Here is an 18,136-nt window from a genome sequence, read left to right as displayed (position 1 = left end):
AGGACGTGATGATCTCCAATCCGGAAGCCAGGGCCGTCCCCGGACCGGACGCCGTCCCCGGACCCGGTGCGGTCGCCGGACCCGGTGCGCTCCGAGGACCTGAGGCGGTCCCCGGACCCGGTGGCGGGCATCCACCGGGCACCCCTCCCGGCGCCGGCACCCCGCCGGCCCAGGCCGAGGCGTTGCAGCCCGACGCCGAAGGCTTCTGGGCGCGGGCCCGCCGCCGGCCGGCCCTGCTGCTGGCGGGCGCCGTGCTGCTGGCCCTGTACGCCGTGGTGTGGCTTGGGCCGGCCCTGCTGCGGCTCGACCCCGACGCCACCAATCCCCTGGCCAGCCTGGCCCCGCCGGGCCCGGGCCACTGGCTCGGCACCGACGAGCTGGGGCGCGACATGCTGGCCCGCATGCTGGCCGGCGGGCGCATCACCTTGACGGTGGCGGGCCTGGCCGCCGCCATCGCCCTGGGCTTGGGGACGCTGGTCGGGGCCCTGGCCGGGTTCTACCGCGGGTGGGTCGAGACGGTCCTGATGCGTTTCGTCGACGCCGTGATGGCCATCCCGTCCTACTTCTTGATCGTGGCCGAGCTGGCGGTGCTGGGCGACTCGCCGGCCGTGGTGGTGGCCGTCATCGGGCTGAACTACTGGATGCCCGTGGCGCGGCTGGTGTATGCCGAGTTCCTCAAGTGGCGCGAGCGGGAGTTCATCGAGGCCGAGGTGGCCCTGGGCGCCTCGCCCGCCCGCATCATCTGGCGCCACCTGTTCCCCCAGGTGATCCCCTCGCTCCTGGCCCTGCTCTCCTTGACCGTGGGCTGGGCCGTGCTGGCCGAAAGCGGCCTGAGCTACCTGGGCCTGGGCATCCAGCCGCCCGACGCCTCGTGGGGCAACATGCTCAAGAACGCCCAGACCTACATGTGGACCCAGCCCATGCTGGCCGTATACCCCGGCGCCGCGATCCTCCTGACCGTGCTCTGCTTCAACGTGCTGGGCAACGGGCTGCGGGACGTGCTGGATCCGCGGGACGCCTGAGCGGCCGCGAGCGGCCGGGACGCCGGGCCCGGGAGGTGGACGACCCCATGGTGGTTCTCGAAGTCCGCGGTCTGGAGGTGACCTTCCCCACGCCGGCCGGTCCCGCCCGGGCCGTCGGCGGCATCGACTTCAACCTGTACGCCGGCGAGATCCTGGGCCTGGTCGGCGAGTCGGGCAGCGGCAAGAGCGTCACCGCCCTGGCTTTGATGGGCCTGCTTCCACCCGGCGCCCGGGTGCGGGGCCAGGTCCTGTTCAACGGGACGAACCTGCTGGAGCAGAGCGAGGCCCAGTGGCGGGCGGTGCGGGGCCGTGACCTGGCGATGATCTTCCAGGAGCCGATGACGTCCCTCAACCCGGTGATGACCGTGGGGGCCCAGATCGCCGAGGCCCTGATCCTGCACGGCACGCCGGCGCGGCAGGCCCGCCGCCGGGCGGTGGAGCTGCTGGAGCGGGTCGGCATCCCCGAGCCGGAGCGCCGGGTCCGCCAGTACCCCCACCAGCTTTCAGGCGGCATGCGCCAGCGGGTGATGATCGCCATGGCCATGGCCTGCCGGCCGCGGGTGCTGATCGCCGACGAGCCCACCACGGCCCTGGACGTGACGGTTCAGGCCCAGATCCTCGACCTGATGAAGACCCTGCAGGAGGAGACGGGCACCGCCATCCTGCTGATCACCCATGACCTGGGGGTCGTGGCCGAGATGTGCCACCGGGTGGCGGTGATGTACGCCGGCCGGATCGTGGAGAAGGCGACGGCGCCGGAGCTGTTCGACCGGCCCCGGCATCCCTACACGGAGGGGCTGTTGCAATCCCTGCCCCTGGCCGCCGCGCCCAAGGCGCCCTTGCGGGCGATGCCGGGCGCCGTGCCCCATCCGGCCCAGCTGCCGCCGGGCTGCGCCTTCGCCCCGCGCTGTCCCTACGCGGTCGGCGCCTGCCACCGGGAGGTGCCGCCCCTTGCCGGCGGGGTGGCGTGCCACCGGGCGGAGGAGCTGCACCTGCAAGGGGTCGAACGCGGCACGGAGGTGGCGGCCGGATGAAGCCGATGGGACACGACGCGCTGCAGCAGAGGGAACTCCAGGACCCCGGGGGGCACCGGGAGCCCCGGGAGGCGCCGGAGCCCCTGGTACGGGTGGAAGGCCTGCGCAAGGAGTTCCCCCTGGGCGGCGGGCTGCCCGGGCGGCGGCTCAAGGTCCACGCCGTGGATGGCGTGAGCTTTGCGATCCACCGGGGCGAGGTCTTCAGCCTGGTCGGGGAGTCCGGGTGCGGCAAGTCGACCACGGGGCGGCTCGTGCTGCGGCTGCAAGAGCCCACCGCCGGCCGGGTCTGGTTCGACGGCCAGGACCTGGCCCGCCTCACCGGGCCGGCCCTGCGGCGCCTGCGGCGGCGGATGCAGATCGTCTTCCAGGATCCCTTCGCCTCCCTGAACCCGCGGCTCACGGTGGGCGAGCTGATCGGCGAGCCCCTGCTGATCCACGGGCTGGGCGACCGGGCCGAGCGGCGCCGCCGGGTGGCCGAGCTCCTGGAGCAGGTGGGCCTGAGCCCCCAGCACGCGACCCGCTATCCCCACCACTTCTCGGGGGGCCAGCGCCAGCGCATCGGCATCGCCCGCGCCCTGGCCTCGGGACCCGAGTTCCTGGTCTGCGACGAGGCCGTCTCGGCCCTGGACGTGTCGGTGCGGGCGCAGATCCTGAACCTGCTCCTCGACCTGCAGCAGCGGCTGGGCCTGACGTACCTGTTCATCTCCCATGACCTGGGCGTGGTGCGGCACATCAGCGACCGGGTGGGGGTGATGTACCTGGGCAAGCTGGTGGAACTGGCCCCCGCGGACGAGCTCTTCCGCCGGCCCCTGCATCCCTACACCCGGGCCCTCCTGGCCGCCATCCCCCGGCCCCACCCCCTGGCGCCGGCGCGGGAGCGCATCGAGCTGCGGGGCGAGCTGCCGAGCCCCGTCAACCCGCCCCGGGGGTGCCGGTTCCACACCCGCTGCCCCCTGGCCACCGACCGCTGCCGCCGGGAGGAACCGGCCTGGGTGGAGCACGCCCCGGGCCACTGGGCCGCGTGCCACTACGTCTGAGGGTCGGATGGCCCCGCCGGGAGGGCCCTGGCCACCGCCCCCGCTAGCGGCTTCCGGCCGCCTCGGGGGCGGGACGGCGGCCCGTGACGAACCGGCGCAGCCGGCCCGCCATCCCGAGCCCCACCTCCAGGAGGTCGCCGGCCTCGGGGGCCCGCAGCAGGACCAGGAGCAGCAGGTAGACGGCGCAGCCCGCCAGGCCCGGCAGGCCCACCAGGCCGAGTTCCACCACGGCTCCCGCCGTTCCCGCGCCCAGGGCCGCCGCCCGGATCTGCCACCGGTCGAGGAGGGCGCGGTAGGTTGTGGCCATCACCAGGCCGGCCACCGCGGCCGCGGCCGCCACCCGGCCGGCCCGCACCAGCAGATCAGCCAGGTCGACCGCCCGGCGGCCCCGGTGGAGCCGGCCCAAGAGCAGGACCAGGCCCACGGTGAACGACAGGCTGGTCGCCAGGGCCAGGCCCGTGATCCCCAGCCACCGGCCCAGCACCACGTCGCCCACCACGTTGACGCCCATGGCCACCACCGCCGCCAGGGCGGGGGTGCGGCTGTCCCGCTGGGCGTAGAGGGCGCGGCCGGCCAGGTCCCGCAGGGCCATGGGGACGAGGCCCAGGCCGTAGGCCGCCAGGGCCAGCGCCGTCAAGGCGGCGTCCCGGGCATCGAAGCTGCCCCGGCCGTAGACGAAGGCCACGATGGGGTCGCGCAGGGCGACCAGCGCCGCCGTCATGGGCGCCAGCACGGCCATCAGGAGGCCCAGACCCCGCTGCAGGAGGCGGCGGAAGGCGGCGCCGTCGGCCGCGCCCGCCACCGCCGCCAGGGAGGGGTAGAGGGCCTGGACCAGGGCCATGGCCAGCAGGCCATGGGGCAGGGTGACGACCCGGAAGGCGTAGTTCAAGGCCGAGATGATGCCCTCGCCCAGGGTCGACCCCACCATCCGGTCGACGAAGACGTTGGCCTCGCTGACGGCGGCGCTGAGGAAGAGGGGCGGGAGCAGGGCCACGATGGCCCGCAGCCCGGGGTCGGCCGGGTCCACCACCCAGGCGGGGCGGTAGCCGATGCCCCGGGCCTCCGGCAACTGCACCAGCACCCGCAGCAGGGACCCCACCGTGAAGCCCACCGCCAGGGCCCAGGGCCCGTAGAGGCTGCCGAAGAACAGGGCGGCGGCGATCATCGCCAGGTTGAAGGGGATGCCGGTGAAGGCCGGCCCGGTGAAGCGCCGGTGGGCGTGGAGCAGCCCCGTCAGCAGGTTCATCAGCGTTACAAATAAGGAAGCGATGAGGAGGACCCGGGTCAGCCCGGCGGCCAGGCGGACCTGCCCGGGGTCGAACCCGGGCGCCATGAGCCGCACCAGGGGCTCCGCCACCACGCCCAGCAGGGCCAGGCCCGGCACGACGAAGGCCAGCACCCCGAGGGCCAGGCTGTTGAAGGTCCGCACCGCCTGGTCCCGGCGCCCGGCCGCCACATACCCCGCCAGCACCGGCGTGGCGGCGGTGGCGATGGCGGTGGAGACGAGCCCCAGGATCAGGTTCGGCACCCCGTGGGCGACCAGGAAGGCGTCCAGCTCGGGGCTGGCGCCGAAGACCGAGGCGAAGATCGCCTCCCGCAAAAAGCCCAGGACCCGGCTGCCGGCGGTGAGAAGGGCGATCAGCAGGGTGGCCGTGGCCACCCCCTGGGCGGCCAGGGTGCGGCCGTTTCGCGGCGGGCGGGGGGCGCGGGGCATGCCCTTGGGCGCCGCAGGGCCGTTCGCCACCCCGCCGCCGTACTGCGGCATCGGGGCGTTCGGCGGCGCAGGACCCGTCTGCAGCGCAGCGCCCCGGGGCGCGACCGGCTCGCCGCGCCCCTGGGGCGGCCGGGTTGCCCCCCGACCGGCAGGGCCTGTCCCCCGCGGATTCCGTTCCTGCCGGGCCAACGTGTCCCCTCCCCGCGGCCGCGGGCCCTGGCGGAAGGGCCCCCACGGCTTTCCACGGCTTCTACGATAGCCCAATTCGACGCCCTCCGGCGGCCCCCCTGGGCGACCAACCTCCAGTGCCCCACGGACGATCAACTCCCGCCGTCCCCCGGCGGTCAACACCCGGCGTCCCCTACCGATAACCCGGAAGGATCGGACGAACGGGGGAGTGGCCTGTGGACCTGGGAAGCATCATCGGTTTCGTCGTCGGCATCGCGGCCGTCCTGATCGCCAACGTGATGGAGGGCGGCCACCTGGAGCAGCTCCTCAACCCCTCGGCCAGCCTGCTGGTCTTCGGCGGCACGCTGGGGGCCACGCTGGCCAGCTCCGGCCTGCAGAACACCCTGCTGGTGCCGGGCGCCATCGCCTACGCCCTGCGGGCGCCCCGCCACCAGCCCGGCGCCCTGATCGAGAAGCTGGTCGCCCTGGCCCAGCAGGCGCGCCGGGAGGGCCTGCTGTCGCTGGAAGACGAGCGGAAGAACCTGGACGACCCCTTCTTCGCCAAGGGGCTGCAGTTCGTCATCGACGGCGCCGACCCCGAGATGGTCGCCGAGGTGATGGAAAACGCCATCCAGGCCGAGCAGCGGCACCACCTGGTGGCCGCCGGCGTCCTGGAGACGGCCGGCGGCTACGCCCCCACCATGGGGATCATCGGCACCGTCCTGGGGCTGATCCACGTCCTCGGGAACCTGCAGGACACCGCCTCCCTGGGCCCCGCCATCGCCGTCGCCTTCATGGCGACCTTCTACGGCATCGCCAGCGCCAACCTGCTCTGGCTCCCCCTGGCCAACAAGATCAAGGCTAACGTCCAGGCCGAGACCGAGCTCCGGCGGATGGTCGTCGAGGGGATCCTGGCCATCCAGAACGGCGACAACCCGATGATCGTCCGGGAAAAGCTGGAGGCCTTCCTGGCGGCCGGGGCGGCCAAGGGGGGCAAGGCCGCCGGTTCCGGCGCAGGGGCGGCGGCCGGCGAAGGGGCCGGGGCCGGCGGGGCCCGCGGGCAGGCGGGGGCCCGGATGGCCGGGGTGGGTGACTGATGGCCACGACCGGACGGCGGACGGCCGGGATGCGCAGCGGGGGCGGCGGGTGGTCCGGCCGGGCCGGGGCCGGACCGGGTCCGGGGCCCGGCGGCTTCGGTGGATCCGGCGGGGGAGCGGGAGGCGCCTTCGGCGAGGGGGCTGCCTTCGGTGGGGCGTCCGGCCCCTTCGGGGGCGGCGGCTTCGGCTCCGGCGCCGGATCGGGCGGTGGAACCGGCCTGGCGGCCGGCCGGGAGCGGGACGGCCGGGATGGCCGGGGCTCCCGGCGGGGCGCCGTCCGGGCCCGCCGTTCGGGCGACTCCCAAGGCGGCCACGGGGGCCACGGCGGCGGGGGCCACGACGGGGCCGGTTCCATGCGCTGGCTTTTGACCTACGCCGACCTCATCACCCTGCTGCTCGCCTTCTTCGTCGTCATGTACGCCATGTCGGAGGTCAACGCCGCCCGCTACCAGGCCCTGGCCGCGTCCCTGCGGGCCGCCTTCGCCACGGCCGGGGAGACCGTCATCGACACCGAGGGCGTCTCCCCCGATGCCCGCAAGGTGCTGGACGGCCTGAACCAGGACACCGGCCAGCCCTTCCCGCCCGTCTCCGAGCCCCCTGTGACGCCCCCCCAGGCCGGCCCCGGTTCCACCGGTTCCACCGGACCGGACGAACCGGCGCCCCCGCCGGGGGCCCCGGAGCCCGAGCTTCCCACGGGCACCCGCCTGCCGCCCATGTCGCCGGAGGAACGGGAACAACTGGAGGGCCTGGTGGAGCGGGTCAACGCCGCCCTGCGGGAAGCGGGCCTCGGCGGGCGGGCTTCGGCCCGGCTAACGGAGCGGGGCGTGGCCATCATCTTCGACGACCAGGTCTTCTTCGACCTGGGCCGAGCGGAGCTGCGGCCGGAGGGCCGGAACCTTCTGCGCCGGCTGGCGCCGATCCTGGCGCGGGTTCCCGGCACGATCCTGGTGGAGGGCCACACCGACAACCTGCCCATCCGCAGCGGGCGCTACCCCTCCAACTGGGAGCTGTCCACCGCCCGGGCGACCACCGTGGTGCGGTACCTGGCCGAGCAGGCGGGCCTCGATCCGCGGCGCCTGGCGGCGGCCGGCTACGGGGAGTGGCGGCCTCGCTACCCCAACACCAGCGAGGCGAACCGGGCCAAGAACCGGCGGGTGGAGATCGTCCTCCTGCGGCCGAGCCTGGATCCCACCGCCCGGACCGGCGAAACGGCGGACGACAACCTTCGACAATAGGACTCCTGACGCGGCCCGTCCCAGGGAAATGGGCCCCTGGTCCTAGGCAATCTCCATTGATGTTCCCAGGTTCAGTCCTTAATGTGTGTGTCAAATGATGGGTCTGCAGCCGGCAGGCGGGGCCAGCAACGCCCACAACCCGCGCCCCGCCGGGATGGGAGGGGACGAGGTGGCACGCGCAGCAGGCGGTCCCGGAGACAGCCGACACCCGCACGAGCCGGGTCTCCTGGGGCATCCCACCCCTCACGGGGAGGAACCAGGCTCGGCCCCGGCGGGGAGAGCCCCGTCGGGGGAGGGGCCCGCAGTCCCCCAGACCCCGGCCCGGGGCGGGACGGCGGTGCCGGGCCAGGCCCCCAGCGTGCGCGACGCTGCCCTGGGCGAGGGCGAGGCGGTATCCACCGAGGGGTTGTTCGCGGCCGAAGCCCTGGTCGCCTACGAGCCGGCGCCGCTGGCTGATGTGGCGGTCCGGGGCGAGGTGGCGGACCGCGAGGCGACGGCCCGGGACGAGGTGGCGGCGGTCCGCGACGCGGCGGTTCAGGGCGACGTGGCGGCCGTCCGCGAGGCGGCGGTCCGGGGCGAGTTCGCGTCCCCGCCCGGGGCGGCCCAGGCCCTCGGGGGGCTGGCTGCCTCCTTCGACCTGGGGGTGGAACCGGCCGCCACGGCAGCGCCCGCCTCAGGCGGCACCAGCTTCCTGCGGCGGGCCGGTCCCACCGCCATCCGCCACCTCCTGAACATCCTGGCCCTGTACGATCCCCTGACCCACCGGCACAGCCGGCGGGTGGCCGCCCTGGCTTGCCGCCTGGCCCGGCGGGTGGGCTGGCAAGGGGAAGCCCTGCGCCTGCTCAACCTGGCCGGGATCCTCCACGACACCGGCAAGCTCGCGGTGGATCCTCGGATCCTCCACAAGCCCGGCAAGCTCAACGCCGAGGAGTGGGAGTTGATCCGGCGTCACCCCCTGGTCAGCGAGCAGCTGACCCGCCGGGTGGCCGGGCTCCCCACGGTGGCGGCCTGGGTCCGCTCCCACCACGAGCGCTGGGACGGTGGCGGCTATCCCGACGGCCTGGCAGGCCCTGCGATCCCGCCGGCCGCCCGCATCCTGGCGGTGGCCGACGCCTTCGACGCCATGGTGGGCGGACGCCCCTACCACCGGCAGGTGATCACCGTCGACATGGCCCTGGCCGAGATCGAGCGGAACGCCGGGCGCCAGTTCGACCCCTACCTGGCCGAGGTGTTCGTGGCGATGATGGAGACCGCCCGCGATGCGGCCGCCGGGCAGGAGCCCTGAACAGGGGAGCTCTGTGGTCCGGGGCTGGGTCGGGACGGCGGCGGGAGCGAAAGGGGGGAGTGCGGTGAAGCGGCTGGTGAAGTGGCTGGCCGGGCTCGGCCTGGCGGCGTTCCTCCTGGTGGGGACGGGCGGGACGAGCGAGGCGAAGATGATGGTGAGCCCGTGGGAGCCCTCGTCCGTCACCGGTTCATACGACATTCAGGCCGATTGACAAAAGCGGCTCTGGCCCAACCGGGAGACCACCGGACAGCGTGCCCGCTGGGGTGTTACCGCCGGTGACAACCCAGCAGTAGCAGGGAAGGTGGGCAACCGGGAACCCGAGCCCGGTTGCCCACACCGTCCCTGCGCCAACGCGGGCCGCACACAACGAGAACCGGCCCATGTGGAGGTTGGCCACGTGGAGCACCATGCAGGAAACCGGACGGCCGATCGGGTGAACGCCGACGCTGCCTTACACACCGCCTCGATGCGGCGTCTTGTGGAGCGCGGTTTGAGGGCGCTCGCCGACCGGGATGGTGTGACCGCCCTGCAGTGCTTCCAGAAAGCCAGGGACATAGCGGATCAGCACCGTCTTGGCTCCGACGCCCAGGCTGGGATTGCCTTTAACCTAGCCCTGGCTTACCAGCTGATTGGGGATTTCGAGAGCGCGGTCCTCGTGCTCCGTCGTCTCCTCGCGAGCGACCTTTCTCAAGAGCAACACGCGATGGTTCTGAACAGCCTTGGTGCCCTCCAGTCGGCGCTAGGGGACCATCGCGCCGCCGCCCATGCCTTTTTCCGCGCCTGGCGGCTGATGCGCCACCGCCGGTTCGTCTCGGAGCTCCGCGTGGAGGTGGCGGGCAACCTGGCGGCCCTTTATCTCGAGTTGGGCCGCCCCGGCAGGTCCCTCAAATGGGCCACCCGGGCCGTCTGGCAGGCCCGCCAGGCCGGCCGTTCCCACCGCCAGTTCGCCAGCCTCCAGCTCATCGCCGCCCAACTGGCCCTGGGCCAAACGGAGCGGGCCGCCAGGGGCATCGCCCGCCTCAAGGGGTCCATCCTGCCCGAGCACGCCAGCCTGTACTGGCGGCTTTGTGCCGACTGGGCCTTCCAGAAAGGCGACCGCCAGCAGGCGGTGGCCCTGGCGGCCCGCTCCCTGGACGCCGCCGTCGGCGACCTCAGCGCCGAGGACATCGCCGCTGCGGCCCAGACCTTCGCCCGTTATGGCGGCTGCGACGCCGTCAAGCGGCAGACCCAGCGCCTGATCGCCCACGCCCGGGCCTGCCGGCCCTGGATCACCGCCTTCACCCAGGCTTGTCGCCGGCTCGACCTGCCCCAGGAGAAGCAGGTGGTCGCCCTGCTGGTGGCGGAGGACGGGCTCATCCTCACCCGGGCGGGAGGCGGGGAGATGCTGGACCAGCTGGCCCTGCGGGGTTACCACGCCGGAGGGCGGGTCGACGAGGTTCGCCAGCTCGCAGAGGGGTCGGGTCGCGGGCCGGGCGGCCGGTTCGTCCCCGGTGGCGGGGGGATGGTGGAACCCCACCCGGCGGTTATCCCGGGCGGGGTCGCGGGGCGGTGGGGATGGGCGCGGCTGGGCGGTCCGCCGGGACCGCCGGGGCCGGTCCGGACCCGCGACGCTGCCGGTGGGGACGCGGCGGACCCGGGTGGCACGGCGGAATCTGGTGGCACCGACCCTAGCGGTTACCGCCGGAAGGGCCCGGCCAACGGGACCACGGGCGGCCATGGCGGCGTACCCGAAGCCACGGCCCCCGGGTCCGCCACCCCCGGAGCCGCGACCATGGGGCCTGCTGCCCCCGGCGTCAGCAGCCCCGGCACCGGCGCCTCTAGAGCCGCCACCTTCGGTGCCGGCGGCCCCAGCACCACTGCTCCCGGCGCCACCAGCCGTGGCGCCGCCATCGCCGGCGATGGCCCGGCCCTGCCCGCCCCCTTCGCCCCGCTCACCCTCGCGGGGCAAACCTCCGGATGCACCGAGCCGCCTCATCCCGCCGCCTGGGTGTGCGTGTGGCCGCCCCAGGCCGCCCTAGCGCGGGCCATCGCCACCCTGGCCGTCCAGCTCCACCAGGCCGCCGTCCGCGAGCAGGAGCGGAAGGAGCAGGAAGAGGCCGTGGCCAAGCTGACGGCCTTCCACCAGGCGGCCGTGGCCCTGGGGGGCCCCTTGCCGACCCCGGAGCTGATCGCCCGCTTGCTGGCCCTGACCCAGCAGCTGAGCCGGTCCGACGGGGTGGCCCTGCTGTTCACGGAGCGGAGCCGCGGGATCTGGGCCGACGGCCTCGACGGCCGGATCCTCTGGCGGACCCGGGCGGTGCGGCGGGTGGCCGCCACGGGCCGGCCCGGCCGGCTCTCCCTGCGCCGGCCCCGGGACCGGGAGGAACTCGGCCGGCTGGGCCTGGCCTCCCTCCTGCTGGTCCCCGTCTTCTTCGGGGAGGACCGCTGCTCGGCCGTCCTGGCGGCCGGGCGCCTGGCCGGACCCGAGTACGCCGAGGCCGACCTGGAGCTGGTGACCTTCATCAGCCGCCAGTTCGGGCTCGCCCTGGAGAACGCCGCCCTGCGCGACGACCTCAGCCAGCGCCTGGACGCCCTGACCCGCGACCTGGAACTGGCCCGGCGCCTGCAGGAGGCGTTCCTCCCCGCCCCCGTGCTGCGGCATGGGGACGTCCAGGCCGGCGGGGTGAGCCTGCCGGCCAAGTTCGTCGGGGGCGATCTCTACGACTACCTTCGCTTGCCGGGCGGGGCCTGGGGCGTGGCCCTGGGCGACGTCATGGGCAAGGGGCTGGCCGCGGCGATGCTGGCGTCCATGTTCCTCTCCCGGATCCGCGAGATCTGGTCGTGCGCGACCCCCGGTCCCGAGGCGATCCGCCGGCTCGACCTGCGGCTGGCCCCGGACCTGCGGCGGGCCCGGGCCCTGGCCACCCTGGTCCTTGGCCTGTTCGACCCGGACAGCGGGCTGTTGCAGGTCTGGCTGGCCGGGCACGACGGCCCCCTCCTCTGGCGCGGCGGGGCCTGGACGCCCCTGAGCCGGGGCGGCGGCACCGCCCTCGGCCTGCAGCCCGGGGCGGGGACGATCCTCGAGGCCCGCGAGGTCTTGCGGCCGGGGGAGGTGGCCCTCTTCTACTCCGACGGCCTGGGGGACCTGCTGCTGGGACGCCGCGGCAGCGGCCGGGCCCACGACGTGGCCGCGGCCTTGAACCGGCAAGGCTTTGAGCCGCAAGCCGGCCGGTTGCAGGAGTTCTTGCGCAGGATTCGCAGCTACGCCCAATCCTGCACCCTGCAAGACGACGTCACGGTGGTGATGATCGGTGTCGCGCACAGCGCTGCCCGCGCAGATCGACGCTGTCCTGACGGCGTGTTGCTGGCTTGACGGCGACCGGCTCTACTGGTTCTCGTTCCGGGAGGAACCGGCTTCGGCCGGGGAAGCGGCCCCTGCGGCGCCGCCTGCCTCCGCCCCGGCGCCGCCTGCCCCGGCCTCGTCACCGCTGGCCTCAGCCCCGGGGTGGCCCGTCTCCGCCGCGTCACCGCTGGCCTCAACCCCGGCGCCGCCCGCCTCCGGCGCATCGCCGCTTGCCCCGGTCCCGGCGCCGGCCCATACCACCGCGCCCGCCCCCTTGCCCCTAGCTGACCGGGTGCGCGAGACCGGGCCGCCCCGCGGAGGGCCCCCGGGTCCGCCCCCGGCTGGGGCCCCGGCGGCGGGGTCGTGGGTGGTGCCGGCGGCGGCCGCACCGGCCCCGTCGGATTCGGCGGCGCGGCCGGTTCCACCGGTTCAGGCCGGCGGGGCTCCCGGGTCGCGGGGGGCGGCCGCGGCTTGGCCGGTTCCGCCGGTTCCACCCGCGGCGACGGCGGCGGCGGTGGCTGCCTCCCGTGACCAGGGCCCGGGAAGAACCTACCCTTGGCCGGTCGCGGGTTGGGACGGCGGCCTCGGGGTCCGGGGCGCCGCGCCGCCGGTGCCCCCCGGCGTGGAAGGGCTCCGGGAAGAGCACCACCATGCTCGCCCGCACGGGCACGGCCACGACGGCCCTGCCCACCGGGACCCGGGCGAGGCGGAGGGCATGCAGTTCATCGTCCTCGGCAGCCGCCACCGTCTGGGCTTGCTCTGGGGACCGGCCGGCCGGCCCCTCACCCCGGCCCAGCGCCGGATCCTCTCCCTCCTCAGCCAGGGGCGTCTCGAGATCGACGACCTGCCGCTGACCGCCGGGGAGGCCCGCGGGCCCCGGCGGCCCGGACCCGCCTACCGCGCCACCTTCCGCCGGCCGTCGGGCGTGTCCACCGCCCGCCGCCGGCTGCAGCAGGCGCTGGTGCGCTGGGGCCTGGGGCCCGCCCTGATCCAGCGGGTCGTCCTCGCAACGGCCGAGGCGATGATCAACGCCGTCCGCTATGCCGGCGGCGGCCAGCTGGTGGTGTGGCTCGACGGCGAGGGGGTCCGGGCGGTGATCACCGACAAGGGCCCGGGCATCGCCTTCGACAAGCTGGCCCAGTCGCTGCTGAGCCCCCGCAACCAGGCGAACCTGGGGCGCGGTCACGGTTACTGGCTCATGGTGACCATGGCCAGCCGCTGCCGGGTGGCCTCGTCGGCCCGGGGCACCCGGGTCGAGCTGGTCTTCGACCGGGGTGGGTCCGGCGAGCCCCCACCCCAGCCGAGGGAGGGTTGAACGTGGCGGAAGACGTGGTGCAGCTGCCCGCCGGTCCCGGCCACTGCCTGCTGCTCAACGGGGACCTGGACTTCGAGCGGGCCGAGCGGATCGCCGCCGCCCTCGGGCGCTACAGCGGCGGCCCGGTGATCCTGGATCTCAGCCGGTGCCAGTTCATCGACTCCACGGGCATCGGCGTGCTGGTCGACGCCCTCCGGTCCTACGCCGCCCGGGGCATCGAGGTTACGGCGGTGCGGGTGCGGCCGGCCGTGTTCGAGGTGCTGGAGATCGTGGGGGCCGTCGACGTCTTCGGCCGCGGCCTCTTCGAGATCGTGCCCGAGGAGGCCGAGGAGGCCTAGGCGCCCCCTGCGGCAGGGCGTGGCCGGTTCCGCGCCGGTTCGCCACCGGTTCTGCGCCGGTTCCGCACCGGCTTGGCGCCGGTTCCGTACCAGTTCCGGGCCGGTTCGGCAACGGTTCTGCGCCGGTTCCGCACCGGGCTGCGCAGGAGGTCCAGGCGGGGAGGAGGGAGACCCCGTGCCGGTCGGGTCGAGTCGTGCGGTGAAGGGCCCCTGGGGGAAGGGGGACGGTCAAGGCGAAGGCGGCGGTCAACGGGCGGCCCGGCCCGGTCCGGCCCCCGGGGATGAGCCCAGCCCCCTCGCCGGCCGTCCTGCCGGTGCGGCCGGCGAGGCCGGGTCCGCCGCCGGCGCAGGACGCACCGGTTCTCGCACCGGGGCTGGGGAAGGCGGCTCCCATCCGGAGGAACTGGTCCTCACGGTCCCGGCCCGCAACGCCGTCGAGGCCTTCGCCCGGGCCATCGAGGGCGCGGGCCACCCGCCCGAAGCCCTCGTCCCCCGGCGGGTGGAGGTGATCCGTCCCGGGCGGCGGCTGGCGTGGTGGTGGATCCGGCTCCCCGTGATGCGGGTGACCCTGGCCATCCGGCCCCTGGCGGAGCCCGCCGGAACCTCCGGCCATGACCCGGCAGCGGGCCGCGACGCCACCGGTCTCCGGCCGACCCTGGCCCGGGTCCACCAGGGCCAGGTCCAGATCCTGCCCGGCTCTCCGGACGAACCGGCCATCCTGGTGCCCGGGCCCGGCGTCGTCCTGCGGGTCAACGGCACCGCGGTGGCGGAGCCGGTGGCGGTTACTGCGGCGGACCGGGTGGAGGTCCGGGTGGAGCCCCTGCCCGATGGCCTGCCGGCGCAGGGCGGTTCGCCGCGGCCGGGTGGCCCGCCGGTGGGCCCTGAGCCGAGCCCCGTCCCCGACCCCGCCTTCGATCCGGGCCCTGGATCCGGCGCCGGCTCTGGTTCTGGCCCTCACCCTGGCCCTGGCCCCGACCCTGATCCTCGTCCACGCCCTCGCCCTGATGCCCCAGCGGCCGCGGCCCCCTCGAGCATCCCCACCCCAGGGCAGGACCCGGCGGCGGCCGTCCGCCCGCCATCGGGCCCCGGCTGTAAATCCCCCGTCGCCGTTCGGATCACCCCCGACGGGCTTGAGGCCGAGGTCCGGGTCCCCCCGGTGCGCCGCCGGGTGCTGAAGGAGGCGGGGCCGGGCCGGGTCCTCCATCTCGAAACGACCATCGTGGAGGGGCCTCCACCCGACCTGACGGCAGAGGCGATCCGGTCGGCCCTGGCGGCGGCGGGCGTCGTCCGGGGTATCGATACCGGGGCCGTGGCCCGGGTGGCGGCCGAGGGAGCCCCCCGGCCCGTGACGATCGCCCGGGGCCGGGCGCCCCGGGACGGCGAGGATGGAAAACTGGTCATCGCCCTCCGGGCCGACACCGCTTCTTGGGACTCCGGTTCGGACCCGGATCCCGACCCGGACCGGCTGCTATCCCGTTCCGCACCGGCCGCCGGGCCCGGCGGGCCCTGGCCCATCTCCATCCCCGAAGGCAGCCTGGTGGGCTGGATCGTCCCGCCCCAGGCCGGGCAGCCGGGGTGGGGCGTAGACGGCCGGGTTCTTCCGGCGCGGGAGGGGCGGGCTGCCCAGGTGCGCTGTGGGGCCGGTGTCGCCCTGGTGCGGGGGCCGGGCGGGCGGCGGGAACTGCGCGCCTTGCGCCAGGGGCGGCCGGTGGTGCAGCGGGTGGGGCGCCTGGCCTGGTACGTCGACGTGGTCCCCCTGCGGGTCTGCGACGGCGACGTCACGGCGGCGACGGGCCCCGTCGTCTTCGACGGCGACGTGGTCGTCACGGGCAGCGTGCGGGAGGGCGGGGTGGTGGCCGCCGGCGGGCGGATCCACGTGGCCGGCGAGGTGGACCACGGCGTGCTGGAGGCAGCCGGGGACGTGACGGTCCAGGGGGCGGTGGTCCAGGCGCGGGTGGTGGCCGGAGCCCGGGCCTTGCTCTACACCCGGCTGCGGAGCGGCATCGAGCCCCTGCGGGAGGGCTGCCGGCGGATCGAGGCGGCCATGCGGCTGGTGGAGGGGGCGGCCTCCTTCCAGAACCGGGACATCGCCCGCTTCGGGCCGGGCCGGCTGGTCCGGCTGCTGGTCGACATGAAGTTCCGCGACGTCCGGGAGCGGGCGCGGGACCTGCACCGGCTGCTGGCGGCCCACCGGGGACCGCTGGATCCACCGGTCGAAGCCTTGCGCCGGCCCGTGGCCGAACTGGCGGGCACCGTCGGCGACCGGTTCGACCTGCCGGGGCTGATCGCGGCGCTGGGGGAGGCGGCCGCGTTCCTCCAGTGGTTTGAGGTGCCGGCGCCGGCGACGGCGACGGTGGGCTCGGTGCACAACGCCGTCGTCGAGGCCACGGGCGCCGTGCGGGTGGGGCCCGGCGGCACCTACCACGCCCGGCTGTGGGCGGGGGAGCGGGCGACGGTCCAGGGCGCCGTGGTCGGCGGGAGCGTGGAGGCCGGTCGCGCCGTCCACGTCCTGGAGGCCGGGTCGCTGGCCCAGCCCGCCACGGTGCTGGCGGTGGGGGAGGGCGGCACGATCCGGGCCGGGTTCGCCCACGAGAACGTCTGGCTGCGGGTGGGGGACCGGCAGCGGCGCCTGGCCGAGCCCCGGTCGAACCTGCGGGTGGTGGGGGGAGGAACGGCCGCGGCGCGGCAGGGGGCCGGCCCGGCCGCGGCAGGGACATCGGGCAACCCGGGGGCGAGCGCGGAACCGGTGACGGATCCGGTGACGGAACCGGTCGCGACGGTGGAAGCGCGGGTGCCGCATGGCGCGAGGGCGGCCACCAACCGGACGGCGCTCGGTGTATAAAAGGAGGTGTTAGGGGGCGAGGCCTTGTCGTCGTCGCGGCTAGCCAAATCCGTCGCCATCATCTTCGTCATCGGCGTCCTCAGCCGGATCCTCGGGTTCTTCCGGGAGATGGTGCTGGCGGCGGTGTTCGGGGCCAGCCCGGTGACGGACGCCTATACCATCACCCTGTCCATCCCCTACGTGGTCTTCGCCGCCTTCGGCTCGGCGATCACCACGGTGATCCTGCCCCTCCTGGCCCAGTACCGGGCCCGGGGGCAGATGGAGGACCTCGAGCGGGTCGCGTGGACCCTCTTTCACGCCTTGCTGCTCCTGCTGCTGGTCGTGCTGGCGGCGATGATGGCCGGCGTCGACGTGGTCCTGCGCCTCTTCGCGCCGGGGTTCGGCGGCGAGACCTTTGCGCTGGCCCGGGAGCTGGCGCTGATCCTCCTGCCCGGGATCCTCTTCATGGGGATCATCGGCTGGCTCCAGGCGGTGCACAACAGCGCCCGCAGCTTCACCGCCCCCGCCGCGGTGGGGATCCCCCTGAACTTCATCATGATGGCGGGGACGTACTTCTTCGGCCGGTGGTACGGCATCGAGGCGGTGGCCTGGGCCTCCCTGGCGGCCATGGCCTCCCAGGTGCTGGTCCTCTGGCCGGGCTTGCGGCACCTCGGGCTCACCTACCGCCCGGTGCTGGACTGGCGCCACCCCGACCTGCGCCTGGTGCTGAAGCGCACGGGGCCGGTGCTGCTCGGCACGGGGGCGGTGCAGCTCAGCCAGATCGTCGACAAGGCCCTGGCCTCGGGCCTGCCGGCGGGCAGCGCCGCCGCCCTGACCTTCGCCCAGCGGCTGCAGGGCCTGCCGCTGGGGCTCATCACCTTCCCCATCATCAACGTGGTCTACCCCGAACTGGCCACCCGCATCGCCCGGGGCGAGCGGCAGGGCTTCGGCGCCGCCCTCAACCGCGGCCTGCGGGTGCTGACCTTCGTGCTGGCGCCCGTCAGCGCCGGGCTCATCCTGCTGCGGGTCGAGGTCACCCGGCTGGTCTTCGAGCGGGGGGCCTTCGACTTCCACGACACCCAGATGACGGCCTTCGCCCTGCTGTTCTACATGCTGGGCCTGACGGGCTACGCCTGGCGCGAGCTGCTGAGCCGGGCCATGTACAGCATGGGCGACACCTGGACGCCGGCTTCCACCGCCGCGGTGGCCATGGGCCTCAACATCGCGGTGAACCTGGTCCTGGTGCGGTTTTTGGCCCAGGGCGGCATCGCCCTGGCGGCCTCGGTGGCCATGTGGTGGGGGGCCCTGGTGCTCATGGTGCGGATCCGGCGCCGGGCAGGGCAGATCAGCTACCGGGCCGTCGGCAAGGGGGCCCTGCAGGCCCTGGCGGCCACGGCGGTCATGGCCGGAGCGGTGGAACTGGCCCGGCGGCTGCTCTTCGGCGACCTGGCGCGGGCGGCCCTGACCGGCGAGCCCGTGGGGTTCGTGCCCCTGGCCGTGGAGGTCGCCGCCCTGACGGCCATCGGCGCCGCGGTGTATGCCGCTGCCCTGCGGGCCATGGGCGTGGAGGAATGGGCCCTGGTGCAAGACCTGGTGGCCCGGGCGATCGGCCGGGCCGGGCGGATGCTGCGGCCCCTGGGCCGGTGGGCAGGGCGGGCGGCGGTGGCGGCCCGGCGGCCCGAGGGCGGGCGAGGCGAGGGTGGCCACCCGCGCACCGGCAATCCCGAGAGAGAAAGGGGTCGGTGATG

14 protein-coding genes are annotated in these 18,136 nt (G+C 75.0%); 12 read left to right on the top strand and 2 right to left on the bottom strand.

The genetic code is table 11. From position 1 onward, the window contains the following. Nucleotides 1-8: 8 nt before the first annotated feature. The 3 genes from ACYQ02_RS04670 to ACYQ02_RS04660 are packed head-to-tail and all read left to right on the top strand — an operon-like array spanning nt 9 to nt 3,093. On the top strand, nt 9-1,022 hold the full coding sequence (locus ACYQ02_RS04670) for an ABC transporter permease (protein WP_460039280.1): 1,014 nt from the start codon (nt 9-11) through the stop codon (nt 1,020-1,022). Nucleotides 1,023-1,069: 47 nt separating this feature from the next. Next, on the top strand, nt 1,070-2,056 hold the full coding sequence (locus tag ACYQ02_RS04665; protein WP_460039279.1) for an ABC transporter ATP-binding protein: 987 nt from the start codon (nt 1,070-1,072) through the stop codon (nt 2,054-2,056). A gap of 5 nt (nt 2,057-2,061) precedes the next feature. Continuing rightward, nucleotides 2,062-3,093 (top strand): ABC transporter ATP-binding protein, encoded by a 1,032-nt coding sequence (locus ACYQ02_RS04660; protein ID WP_460039402.1) that lies wholly within the window; start codon nt 2,062-2,064, stop codon nt 3,091-3,093. A 43-nt stretch (nt 3,094-3,136) separates the two neighbouring features. Here ACYQ02_RS04660 and murJ (ACYQ02_RS04655) read toward each other — a convergent pair whose 3' ends face one another. Then, nucleotides 3,137-4,837, bottom strand: coding sequence for a murein biosynthesis integral membrane protein MurJ (murJ, locus tag ACYQ02_RS04655; RefSeq protein WP_460039278.1), 1,701 nt, complete (start codon nt 4,835-4,837; stop codon nt 3,137-3,139). A gap of 374 nt (nt 4,838-5,211) precedes the next feature. Here murJ (ACYQ02_RS04655) and ACYQ02_RS04650 point away from each other — a divergent pair, with 374 nt between their 5' ends. The 5 genes from ACYQ02_RS04650 to ACYQ02_RS04630 all read left to right on the top strand — a co-directional run bounded on the left by ACYQ02_RS04650 (nt 5,212) and on the right by ACYQ02_RS04630 (nt 11,944). Further along, complete coding sequence (locus ACYQ02_RS04650; RefSeq protein ID WP_460039277.1) at nt 5,212-6,072, top strand: flagellar motor protein; 861 nt, start codon at nt 5,212-5,214, stop codon at nt 6,070-6,072. Next, the gene (locus tag ACYQ02_RS04645; protein ID WP_460039276.1) at nt 6,072-7,307 is read left to right on the top strand and encodes a flagellar motor protein MotB; all 1,236 of its coding nucleotides are present in this window, start codon (nt 6,072-6,074) and stop codon (nt 7,305-7,307) included. Before ACYQ02_RS04650 ends, ACYQ02_RS04645 begins: the two co-directional genes overlap by 1 nt. Before the next feature lie 337 nt (nt 7,308-7,644). Further along, nucleotides 7,645-8,592 carry an HD-GYP domain-containing protein gene (locus ACYQ02_RS04640; RefSeq protein WP_460039275.1) on the top strand — a complete coding sequence of 316 codons (948 nt, stop codon included), beginning with the start codon at nt 7,645-7,647 and terminating at the stop codon, nt 8,590-8,592. Nucleotides 8,593-8,656: 64 nt separating this feature from the next. Then, nucleotides 8,657-8,803, top strand: coding sequence for a hypothetical protein (locus ACYQ02_RS04635; RefSeq protein ID WP_460039274.1), 147 nt, complete (start codon nt 8,657-8,659; stop codon nt 8,801-8,803). Nucleotides 8,804-9,295: 492 nt separating this feature from the next. Next, nucleotides 9,296-11,944, top strand: a complete 2,649-nt coding sequence (locus ACYQ02_RS04630; protein WP_460039273.1) for a PP2C family protein-serine/threonine phosphatase — start codon at nt 9,296-9,298, stop codon at nt 11,942-11,944. Between the two features lie 12 nt (nt 11,945-11,956). On the opposite strand, the gene ACYQ02_RS04625 is transcribed toward ACYQ02_RS04630, so the two are convergent. Continuing rightward, complete coding sequence (locus ACYQ02_RS04625) at nt 11,957-12,175, bottom strand: hypothetical protein (RefSeq protein WP_460039272.1); 219 nt, start codon at nt 12,173-12,175, stop codon at nt 11,957-11,959. Between the two features lie 361 nt (nt 12,176-12,536). On the opposite strand from ACYQ02_RS04625, the gene ACYQ02_RS04620 reads away from it, so the two are divergent. The 4 genes from ACYQ02_RS04620 (at nt 12,537) to murJ (ACYQ02_RS04605) (ending at nt 18,134) form a co-directional block, all read left to right on the top strand. Next, the gene (locus ACYQ02_RS04620; RefSeq protein WP_460039271.1) at nt 12,537-13,229 is read left to right on the top strand and encodes an ATP-binding protein; all 693 of its coding nucleotides are present in this window, start codon (nt 12,537-12,539) and stop codon (nt 13,227-13,229) included. A gap of 2 nt (nt 13,230-13,231) precedes the next feature. Then, nucleotides 13,232-13,567: an STAS domain-containing protein gene (locus ACYQ02_RS04615; RefSeq protein ID WP_460039270.1), complete on the top strand. Its 336-nt coding sequence runs from the start codon at nt 13,232-13,234 to the stop codon at nt 13,565-13,567. A 175-nt stretch (nt 13,568-13,742) separates the two neighbouring features. After that, nucleotides 13,743-16,409 carry a flagellar assembly protein A gene (locus tag ACYQ02_RS04610; protein WP_460039269.1) on the top strand — a complete coding sequence of 889 codons (2,667 nt, stop codon included), beginning with the start codon at nt 13,743-13,745 and terminating at the stop codon, nt 16,407-16,409. A gap of 24 nt (nt 16,410-16,433) precedes the next feature. Beyond that, the gene (murJ, locus tag ACYQ02_RS04605) at nt 16,434-18,134 is read left to right on the top strand and encodes a murein biosynthesis integral membrane protein MurJ (protein ID WP_460039268.1); all 1,701 of its coding nucleotides are present in this window, start codon (nt 16,434-16,436) and stop codon (nt 18,132-18,134) included. The last annotated feature ends 2 nt before the right edge of the window (nt 18,135-18,136 follow it).

The sequence above is a fragment of the Thermaerobacter litoralis genome, from assembly GCF_054654595.1.
This window is presented reverse-complemented; position numbering and strand designations above follow the sequence as displayed.